This window comes from Flavobacterium sp. (assembly GCF_046155325.1).
Lineage (GTDB): Bacteria > Bacteroidota > Bacteroidia > Flavobacteriales > Flavobacteriaceae > Flavobacterium.
This window is the reverse complement of sequence record NZ_JBJXDQ010000139.1, coordinates 1-11,423: the sequence shown is the minus strand read 5'-3', so window position 1 is coordinate 11,423 and position 11,423 is coordinate 1. Positions and strand designations below refer to the sequence as shown.

At 35.2% G+C, this 11,423-nt stretch carries 6 protein-coding genes; all 6 read right to left on the bottom strand.

Annotated features, from left to right (window positions below; all coding sequences use genetic code 11):
• The coding region (gene secDF / locus ACKVOD_RS09790; protein ID WP_409209289.1) for a protein translocase subunit SecDF at positions 1-2,797 on the bottom strand (2,797 nt) is incomplete at its 3' end.
• A 223-nt stretch (positions 2,798-3,020) separates the two neighbouring features.
• A complete protein-coding gene (locus ACKVOD_RS09785) occupies positions 3,021-3,956 on the bottom strand; it encodes a malate dehydrogenase (RefSeq protein ID WP_409209288.1) in 936 nt (311 codons plus the stop codon).
• A gap of 134 nt (positions 3,957-4,090) precedes the next feature.
• Positions 4,091-6,034, bottom strand: coding sequence for a DNA topoisomerase (ATP-hydrolyzing) subunit B (gene gyrB / locus ACKVOD_RS09780; RefSeq protein WP_409209287.1), 1,944 nt, complete (start codon positions 6,032-6,034; stop codon positions 4,091-4,093).
• A gap of 187 nt (positions 6,035-6,221) precedes the next feature.
• Positions 6,222-9,557, bottom strand: a complete 3,336-nt coding sequence (gene gatB/aspS, locus ACKVOD_RS09775; protein ID WP_409209286.1) for a bifunctional amidotransferase subunit GatB/aspartate--tRNA ligase AspS — start codon at positions 9,555-9,557, stop codon at positions 6,222-6,224.
• Entirely contained in the window at positions 9,557-10,954 is a 1,398-nt protein-coding gene (locus ACKVOD_RS09770) for an amidase (RefSeq protein ID WP_409209285.1), read from the bottom strand. The genes gatB/aspS and ACKVOD_RS09770 overlap by 1 nt, the downstream gene beginning before the upstream one ends.
• A gap of 1 nt (position 10,955) precedes the next feature.
• Positions 10,956-11,225 carry a hypothetical protein gene (locus ACKVOD_RS09765; protein ID WP_409209284.1) on the bottom strand — a complete coding sequence of 90 codons (270 nt, stop codon included), beginning with the start codon at positions 11,223-11,225 and terminating at the stop codon, positions 10,956-10,958.
• Positions 11,226-11,423 lie beyond the last annotated feature (198 nt).

Below are 11,423 nucleotides of genomic sequence, written 5' to 3'. Positions count from 1 at the left end.
TCATAGTTAATGAAGTATTGATTGTTCTAGACATTGTGCTATTAATCGATTGATTCACGATACTGTTGAAATCCCCTTTTGCTTTTGTACCGCCTAAGAATTCACGAACTCTATCAAATACAATTACGGTATCATTCATAGAATACCCAATAACAGTTAGAATTGCAGCAATGAAATGTTGATCGATTTCCATACCAAAAGGCATGAATTTATAACATAATGAGTATATACCAAGAACAAAAATAACATCATGAACTACAGCTGCTAATGCACCTAAACTATATTGCCATTTTCTAAAACTAATTACTAAATACAAACCAACAATAAGCATCGCACCAAGAACAGCCCAATAAGCATTAGTTTTTATATCTTCAGCAACTGTTGGACCAACTTTTGAAGCTTGTAAAATACCAAATTGCTTTCCTTCATAAGCATTTACAAATTTTTCATACGTTAAACCCGCAGCATAATGCTTTTTCAAATTATCATATAATAATTTATTTACCTCTAAATCAGCATCAACACCATGCTCACTAACTTTATATTTCGTAGTGATTTTTAATTGATTGTCACTACCGAAAATCTTAGCTTCGGCACTACCGAAAACTTTTTCGTCAGAAAGTTCTTTTGCCACAGTTTCAGCTGAAATAGGTTTTTCAAAACGTACTTGAAAAGTTCTTCCTCCCACAAAATCAACTCCTTGATCCAATCCGTTAGTTGCCAAAGAATAAATACTAACAATCGTTACAATAGCAGAAAATGCATAAGTCCATTTTTTAATTTTCAAGAAATCAAAATGGAAATTTGTAAAGAAATTTTTAGAAAATCCAGTAACAAATGACAATTTATTATTCTTACTAATACTCCAATCAATAAATATTCTAGCGATGAAAATTGATGTAAATAATGAAGTAATTATACCTATTAACAATGTCGTTGCAAAACCTTTAATTGGTCCTGAACCAAAAATAAATAATACAGCACCTGTCAAAACGTGAGTAACATTAGCATCAACTATCGAACGCATGGCACCTTTCCAACTATAAGATGCAACAACAGCTTCTTCTAGCGATTTTCCTGAACGAAGTTCTTCTTTTGCTCTTTCGTAAATAATAATATTCGCATCAACTGCAGTTCCCATCGTTAAAACAATACCTGCAATACCAGGTAATGTAAGCACAGCACCTAAACTTGCTAAGATTCCGAATAAAAACAATAAGTTAACCGCTAAAGCAATATTAGCATACCAACCTGATTTACCATAATAAATCATCATCCATAATGATACTAAAAGCAATCCTAAAAGAGCTGAATTTGTACCGTTATCAATAGCTTCTTGACCTAAGGATGGCCCAACAACTTCTGATTGAATGATATCTGCAGCAGCAGGTAATTTACCAGCTCTTAATACATTAGCTAAATCTTTAGTTTCTGTAATTTCAAAAGCTCCTGAAATTTCAGATCTACCACCAGAAATTGGTCCACTAGAAACCCCTGGCGCAGAATAAACCACATTATCTAAAACAATAGCAATATTGCTTTTTTGAGTATAAGCTCTACCGGTTAATTCTTCCCATGCTTTTGCACCTTGACCATTCATTTGCATAGAAACGGCTGGTTTTCCTAATTGATCAAAAGTATCACTAGCATCAGTCACCACACCGCCACTCATAGCAGCAATATTATCGCGATTCCCTTTTAAAGCATACAGTTCAACAGATTCAATATCTTTTCCATCTTTATCCTTAATTGTAGTAGGTTTTCCCCAAACAAACTTTGCGAATTTTTGGTCTGGTGCTAAAGCGATTCTTATATCAGCTCTTCTTAAATATCCCCCAACAGTAGCGGTATCTTTTGGAGCAAAAAGCCCTAGAACTGGTCCGCCACCTTGACCAATGATTTTATCTAACAAAGGATTATTCCCTTTTTTTGTTGAAGCTGAATCTTTTTCACTAGTCAACAAAGCACTTAATGAATCCTTTGGAGCTGTTTTAGTTTCAGTTTTTTTGATTTCAGTTTTTTTCAATGCTTCGTTGGCAGACATTAAAAAATTACCAATTTCATCAATTTTATAAGTTTCCCAAAACTCTAATTGGGCGGTACTTTGTAATAATTTTTTTATTCTATCTACATCTTTAGCTCCTGGAAGTTCTACTAAAATCCTTCCAGATTCTCCTAGTTTTTGAATATTAGGTTGCGTTACCCCAAATTTATCAATACGTTTTCTTAATACTCCAAAAGCACTTTCAACTGATTCATCAACTTTTCTTTTGATTACTTTTTGAGCTTCAGCATCGGTCATTTGGAAATTAATTCCACCTTCACCCTGCAATGATCTATTAGCAAAAATATCTGGTGAAGCTAATTTTACACTTCCTTTAGCATTAGCATCAAAAGCTTCAAAGAAAGCATCTATATAGGTTTGATTACCTTTTTGATTAGCAGTCGCATCAGCCAAAGATTTATTAAAAATTGCATTTTTAGAATTATTAGATAATCCTTTCAAAACATCCTTAACTGATATTTGCAAAATAACATTGATACCCCCTTCTAAGTCAAGACCTTTATTTATTTGTTTGTCTTTAACTTCATTGAATGTGAAATTGGTAAAACCAAGATCAAAAACATTTTCTTTACCAATAGAATCTAGATATTTTAATTCTTTATCCGGATTACCTCCAGCAAAAGATTTTGCGTCATTTTTTATTTTACTAGAAACAAAAGTGAACGAAAGTTGGTAAATACTCACCAATGCAAATAGAATTGCGAAAAATTTAATAAGACCTTTATTTTGCATTATTACTAAAAATTAATTATTTTATGATTTATTTTTTTGATTAACCCTATGAAATAGCACTAAAATCATTATTTATTATAAAAATATATTTATAAGACTTAATCACTATTTTTTTGAACCGAGCAAATATATAATTAACGTTAAGATTAACCAATTAATTTATGAATTAATATCAAAAAAAAGACTGCAAAAATGCAGTCTTTACTTTTCAATACCGTTATTATTATACTAAAACAGATTTTAGATCTGCATTCATGTTTCTAACTGCGTCAGCACTTTTAGCAAAAGTTGCTTTTTCAGCATCATTTAAAGTAATATCTAGAATTTCTTCGATTCCGTTTTTACCTATTATACATGGAACACCAATGCAAATATCACTTTGCCCGTATTCACCATCTAGCATTACTGAACAAGCAATCATTTTCTTTTGGTCATTCAAAATACTATCAACTAAATATGCTACTGAAGCTCCTGGAGCATACCAAGCAGAAGTTCCCAATAAACCTGTAAGTGTAGCGCCACCAACCATAGTGTCTGCAGCCACCTTAGCTAACTCTTCTTGTGATAAAAATTCAGAAACTGGAATACCATTATAAGAAGCTAATCGTGTCAATGGAATCATAGTGGTATCGCCGTGACCACCAATAACCATTGCTGAAACATCATTTGATGGTTTGTCCAATGCTTTTGATAAATAATATCTGAAACGTGAACTGTCAAGAGCGCCACCCATTCCTATAATTCTGTTTTTTGGCAAACCAGTAGCTTTCAAAGTCAAATAAGTCATCGTATCCATTGGATTTGAAACCACAACGATGATGGCGTTTGGCGAATGTGTTAAAACATTTTCTGCAACTGATTTTACGATTCCAGCATTAATGCCTATTAATTCCTCACGAGTCATTCCTGGCTTTCTTGGAATTCCAGATGTAATTACCACCACATCGCTATTCGCTGTTTTAGAATAATCGTTAGTAACACCAGTAACTACAGTATTAAAACCCGTATTTGTTGCGCATTGCATCAAATCCATAGCTTTCCCTTCGGCAAAACCTTCTCTGATGTCTAATAATACTACTTCACTAGCAATTCCTCTATACGAAATTGAATCTGCGCAAGATGCTCCCACATTTCCTGCTCCTACTACTGTAACTTTCATTTTTTTAAATTTTTTGTGTTGTTTTATATTTTTTCTCAGCCCTTCCGATAGCTATCGGAACTCTCCAAAAGAGAGGGAGATTGGAGTTGATTTATTTACTGCAGCGTTATGCTACCTGTAATCTGCTATCTGGTTTATGCATCAATATTAGCATAAACTGCATTTTTCTCTATAAACTCTCTACGTGGTGGCACCTCGTCGCCCATTAACATGGAGAAAACTCTATCAGCTTCGGCAAGACTTTCAATAGTGATTTGGCGTAAAGTCCTGAAACTTGGATCCATTGTAGTTTCCCACAATTGTTCTGCGTTCATTTCCCCAAGACCTTTATATCGTTGAATCGCTGCGCTTCCGCCCATTCTTGCATTGGCTTGATCCCGCTGATCATCGTTCCAAGCGTACTCTTTTTTATTTCCTTTTTTAACTAAATATAATGGAGGTGCAGCAATATATACGTGTCCTTCTTCTATTAATTCTTTCATAAAACGGAAAAAGAACGTCAAAATTAAGGTAGAAATATGACTACCATCGACATCCGCATCACACATAATAATTACCTTATGGTACCTCAATTTCGAAATATTCAAGGCTTTTGAATCTTCTTCTGTCCCAATAGTTACTCCAAGAGCGGTAAAGATATTTCTGATCTCTTCGTTTTCAAAAACTTTGTGAATCATCGCTTTTTCTACATTCAAAATCTTACCTCTTAATGGCAAAATCGCTTGAAATGCACGGTCACGACCTTGTTTGGCCGTTCCACCTGCCGAATCTCCCTCGACAAGATATACTTCGCATTTTGCAGGGTCTTGCTCGGAACAATCAGATAATTTCCCTGGTAATCCGCCTCCACCCATTACGGTTTTGCGCTGTACCATTTCACGGGCTTTTTTGGCAGCGTGACGGGCTTGTGCAGCAAGTATCACTTTTTGAACAATGATTCTAGCATCATTCGGATTTTCTTCCAAATAATTTTCAATCATTTCACTCACCGCTTGGCTTACCGGCGCAACAACTTCTCTATTTCCTAGTTTTGTTTTAGTTTGACCTTCAAATTGTGGTTCTGAAACTTTTACCGAAATAATAGCAGTAAGTCCTTCACGGAAGTCATCTCCAGCAATTTCAAATTTCAATTTGTCCAACATTCCCGAAGCATCTGCATATTTCTTTAAGGCTCTGGTTAAACCCGTTCTAAAACCTTGCAAGTGCGTTCCTCCCTCGTGAGTGTTGATATTATTTACGTAAGCAAAAATATTTTCGGTGTAACTGGTATTGTAAATCAAGGCAACCTCAACTGGAATTTCGCCTTTTTCGTTATTCATCGAAATTACGTGAGCAATAATTGGCTCCCGATTAGAGTCCAAATAACGAACGTATTCTTTTAATCCTTCGGTAGAGTGAAAAATTTCAGAAACAAAATTTCCGTCTTTATCCAATTCTCTTTTATCGGTAAAAGTAATCGTAATTCCTTTATTCAAATAAGACAACTCGCGCATACGAGCCGATAAAGTGTCATAAGTAAACTCAACCGTTTGTGTAAAAATACTTGGATCTGGATAAAAAGTAACGATAGTTCCTCTTTTAGTAGTTTCTCCAATTTGTTTTACAGGATAAAGTGCTTTTCCTTTTTCATATTCTTGTTCGTAAACTTTACCGTCGCTGCTATGAACGGTTGCTCTTAAATGGTTTGACAATGCATTTACCACCGAAACACCAACCCCGTGAAGTCCACCAGAAACTTTATACGAATCTTTGTCGAATTTTCCTCCTGCACCAATTTTAGTCATTACAACCTCTAATGCCGAAACACCTTCTTTTTTATGAATTCCAACCGGAATTCCACGACCATTATCTTCTACCGAAATAGAACCATCTTCATTTATATCAACTCGAATCGTATCACAATGACCTCCCATGGCCTCATCGATAGAGTTGTCGACAACTTCATAAACTAAATGATGCAAACCTCGAACACCCACATCTCCAATATACATCGATGGACGCATTCTTACATGCTCCATTCCTTCTAACGCCTGAATACTATCTGCTGAATAATTGTCTTTCTTAATTTCTTCGCTCATATTTTTTATTCTAAAAATCAATTTTTTGTATAACACGCAAATATAGATAAACGCAAATTATTTTTCGGCCAAAATCAAGTTTTAAGCAGTGAAGTTATTAACAAAAAGTGTCAATTTCAAAACAAAAAAAGTGGATTTATACTTTTCAATATAAATCCACTTTTTAAATGATTTTGAAAAACAAAACCTACTTCCTCATAATCTTCACATTCATTTCTTCTACCTTTTTATCTGATAAAAGCGATGGTGCGCCAAATAATAAATCTTCACTTGAACCTGTTTTCGGGAAAGCCATTACTTCTCTAATAGATGCTTTTTTCTCTAAAATCATCATCAATCGGTCGATTCCCCAAGCGATTCCTCCGTGTGGTGGTGCGCCGTATTGAAAGGCTTTGTACATCGTTCCTACGCTCTTCATCATTTCTTCTTTATTATACCCCATATTTCTATAAGTTGCTTCCAGAATTTCTGATTTATGGGCTCGAACTGATCCTCCTCCAATTTCGTAACCGTTTAAAATGATGTCGTATTGTTGCGCGATAATGCTTCCTATTTCTTCTTCAACACCATTCATATGTTTTTCTAAATCATAAATAGCAGGCATCGAGAAAGGATTGTGGGTAAACGTCCATCTGCCTTCCTCTGTTTTTTCGAACATTGGGAAATCAACTACCCAAGCCGGACATAATTCCTTTGGATTAATTAAGTGCAACATTCTACCCAATTCTTGACGAACCGCATCCAAAGCTTTATTAGCAGTTGTATAATCCGCCGCAGAAAAGAATACAATATCTCCCACTTGCGCATTAGTCGCTTTTATGATTCCTGTCGCAATATCTTCGCCTAAAAACTTGATAATTGGCGACTGCAATTCGGTTTCATTGACAATAATATAAGCCAATCCGCCCAAACCGTGCTGTTGCGCAATAGCGGTAAGATTTTCGATTTGACCTTTAGACATACGTTTGTTTCCTTGCTCTTGAGCTGAAACCTTGATGCATTTTACAATTCCGCCCTCTTCAATAGGCTTGCTAAATACTTGAAAAGTGGTGTCTTTTACGATATTAGTAATGTCTTGCATTTTTAAACCGTAACGCAAATCGGGTCTGTCACAACCATAAAAATCCATGGCGTCTTTGTATGTTATCACTTCAAACGGACGTAAAATCCACTTGTTACCATATATTTTTTTTACTACTTCATTAAACATTTTGGTGTTTAAATCTATAATTTGCTGCATACTCGCATACGCCATTTCGATATCTAATTGCGTAAATTCAGGTTGACGATCGCCACGAGAATCTTCGTCTCTAAAACAACGGGCAATTTGGAAATACTTTTCATAACCGCTCACCATTAACATTTGTTTGAACTGCTGTGGCGCTTGTGGAAGGGTATAAAACAAACCTGATCCTTTACGCGTAGGAACAATAAATTCACGTGCTCCTTCATCAGTTCCGGCACTTAAAATTGGAGTTTCAATTTCTAAGAATTCTTCTTCATCCAAAATGTCACGCAATAACTTAATTACTTTATGACGGTTTACAATCGCTCTTCGTACCTCTTCGTTTCTGTGATCTAAGAACTTGTATTGAAAACGAATGGCTTCGTTGGTTTTTGCCGCTCTTTTAATTTCGAAAGGCAAAGTTTTAGACAAGTTTAAAATTTCTAAAGCCGAAGTTTCCAATTCGATTTTACCTGTACGTAAACCTGCATTATAATCATCTTCTTTACGTCCCACCACTTTACCTGTAACAGAAATTACCGATTCTGGTTTCAGTTTCACCAACTCATCAATATTAGGGAACGACTCTCTGCTGATTCTTACTTGAAATATCTCAAAACTAGAATCACGCAAATCGATAAACATCAATTCACCGTGGTCCCGAACACTGGCTACCCAACCCGATAACATTACTTCTTCGTTGATGTTTGCTTCTGTTAATTGTGAAATTTTATGTGTTCGATAAATATCTTTTATAATAATAGGAATTTCAGGAAGTGATTCTTCTTGACTTTCCTTTTCTTCCGAAATTGGTGCGGACAAATCTTCAGTTGTCGCCGCAGTATTTTTTTCTGAAATAGTAGCATTTCCCAAACCATCTAAAATAATTTGACGAATTACTTTACCATTCGCTCCTTTTCCGATGATAGCCAAAACTTTACCCACTAAAATACCTGCTTTTCCTTGGTCACCCGCTTTAATTTCATTGGCAACAGCAACATTTTCAGAAATTACTTTAGCAATAACTTCTAGAATGGTATCTTCAGAAATGGTATTTTCTTCAAAATACTTGTTGTAGTCAAAAGTTCTATCTTTCAAATAACCCGTAATCGCATTTTGCACTAAAACTGCCGTGATTTTTTCGGCTTTAAATAATTTAAAAATATCCGTTAAATGGGCAATACTATGAATTTCAGCGTAATCTTCTGCCTTAATATTGTTTGCCAAAGTTTTAGCAACAAATGAAGGATCTTTGATTTCGTTATTGATTTCTACAAAAGTTTGCGAACGCAACTTATCTGCCGTAAAAAATTTAGCATCTTGTGGCAAAACACCACCGTTAATCAAAATAGATTCGACCGCATAAGGCAAAGCACTTGTATCTACTTTAATCGCTTCAATCTCCTTTTTAATATTTACAAAAGGCAAATCGGGTTCGGAAATAAAACGGTAATCGGCTTCAAATTCTTTTTTCCGCATTACTTTGGTTTGCTTCAAATCAGCATCCCACAAAACTGTCGTTTGATCTGGTCGAAACGCTTTGTTATCAATAAAATAATTGAATTGTTTCTCCACTTCTTCCTTCAAAGCTTCGACCATAAACTTAAACGAGTTCAAGTTTTTGATTTCCGTTCTTGGATTCAATTCGTAACTATGCTTTTTTCTCAAAGACACCGAAACATCCGATTTGAATTCCCCTTTCTCCAAATTAGCTTCAGAGATTCCTAAATTCTGAACAATACGCTGAATGTATTGCGCGTAAGTTGAAGCATCTTCGATATTTCTAATACAAGGTTCCGTAACAATTTCAATCAACGGCACGCCCGCTTTGTTGAAATCGACTAACGAAATTTTTTTTTCGTGCATCAATTTGGCAGCATCTTCTTCGATATGAACCTGCGTTAAATTCACCGTAAACTGCGTACCGTCATTTCGGTAACAAGATACGTGTCCATCAGGAATTATTGGATTATGAAATTGTGTAATTTGAATGTTTTTTGGGTTATCAGGGTATTCGTAATGCTTTCTATCCCAAGATATTATTTCATTACTAAATGACGAATCCACCGCTTTTCCAAAATAAATCGCCTTTGTAATCGCTTCTTTATTTAAGGCAGGCAAAACCCCCATTTGGCCCGTACAAACGGAACATATATTTTCGTTAGGTGTTTCTATTTCTTGATTGGCACAAGAACAAAACAACTTGGTTTTGGTATTTAATCGAACGTGAGTTTCTAGTCCGATTACCAATTCTAAATCGTGGGCTTTTAAAGCCGCAGTTAATTGCTCCAATTCCATTATAGTGTATCTTTTAAGAAGTTTGCAAATTGCAAGACTAATTCATCATTGTTTTTTGCTGCCGTAATTTGAAGTCCAGTGCTTGTTCCTTGTGGCACGGTTAAAGTTGGCAATTGCCCCAAACTAAAACCAACCGTATACGCATCCGACAAATACATTGCTAACGGGTCTTTCAAACTGTCTCCAATTTTAGGCGGAGTGCTTGGTGTAACTGGTGATAAAATAATATCAACTTCTTTGAAATCTTTACTGAAGTTCTCCGAAATTTGATCTCTTACAGCCAATCCTTTTAAATATATTTCATCCGAAAAACCTTGTGACAACACTTGGTTTCCACCCACTATTCTACGTTTTGTTTCTTCCGAAAAGTTTTCAGAACGTGTCACTGCATAGGTTTCAATTAAATTTTCAGCCTCAATTCTATTCCCATAATTTGTTCCATCCAAACGAGATAAATTAGAAGCCGTTTCCGCCATCGCTAGCGTATAATAAGTCGAAACTAAAATGTCCGATTTAAAGAAATCCAATTCTTTTATTGCAATTCCTTTGGCTTTCAGTTTTTCAATCGTTGCCAAAAAATCAGCTTTTACTTGTGCATCGATAGCATCACTTTCGATAAAGTTTTTGAAATAACCAACGGTTTTTACATCTGAAGTTACAATCGCATCTTCACTAATTTCTGTTGAAGCGACTGAAGTTTGATCTTTTGGATCTTTTCCGCTCATTACATTCAACACAATTCGAATATCTTCGATTGATTTCGCCAAAGGACCAACACAATCTGTTGATGATGCATAAGCCATAAGACCAAATCGAGAAATTCTTCCGTAAGTGGGTTTAAAACCGTAAATATGATTGTATCCCGCAGGCTGGCGAATAGAACCTCCCGTATCGCCACCAATAGAAAAAACGGTAAATCCTTTAGCAACATTAACTGCAGAACCTCCGCTTGAACCTCCAGCAACTAATTCGGGATTGATAGCGTTTTTTACAGCTCCAAAAATCGTGTTTTCACTGGATGATCCGTGACCAAAACTATCGCAGTTTTCTTTCACTAACGGAATAGCGCCTGCATCCAATAATTTTTGAATAGCAGTCGCAGTGTATGGAGATTTATAATTTTTCAACAAATCAGAACTTGCCGTAGCATAAGTTCCTTGCAACATATATACATCTTTAATTCCAAAAGGAATTCCTTCTAATAAACCTATTGTTTCTCCGTTTGCAATTTTAGCATCCACCTTAGCCGCTAATTCTAGCGCCAAAGTATCTAACAATGAATTGACAGAGTTGTAGGTGTTTTGCTTAAGAAAGTCTAGTTTTCCTTGTACCAAAGCGGTGCAAGTTATTTGTTTTGACACCAGTTGTTGGTGTATTTTTTTTATCTGAGAATCCATTTTATCCTTCTATAACTTTAGCAACCACTAAAAAACCATTTTTCTTGCTCGGGAAATTTTCTATAATGAGTTGTTTCTCTATAGCCGAACTGGCTATCACAACATCATCTCTTAAATTACTTACAGACACACAATTATGATGGACATTATTTACAGTATTATTATTTGTTGGAATTGCATTTTTAATTACATCAAATAATTGGTTCACGGACTCTGAAGGTTGTGCTCCTTTAATACTCGACAAGATGTCGACTGTCATTGTTTTGTTCATAATTTCGTTTCGTTTTAAAGTCAAACTTTTAAGGTCGCGAATTTACGAAAAAAATTATTAGGGAATCTCGGTTTTTTAATGATTTAGATGGTTTTCTACAAAAAATGAAGTTGATTTAACATTATGTTATATTTAGTTGTAATATATAACACTGTTGTGAAATAGATAGTTAAAAAACAAAATACTAAATCAAACAAT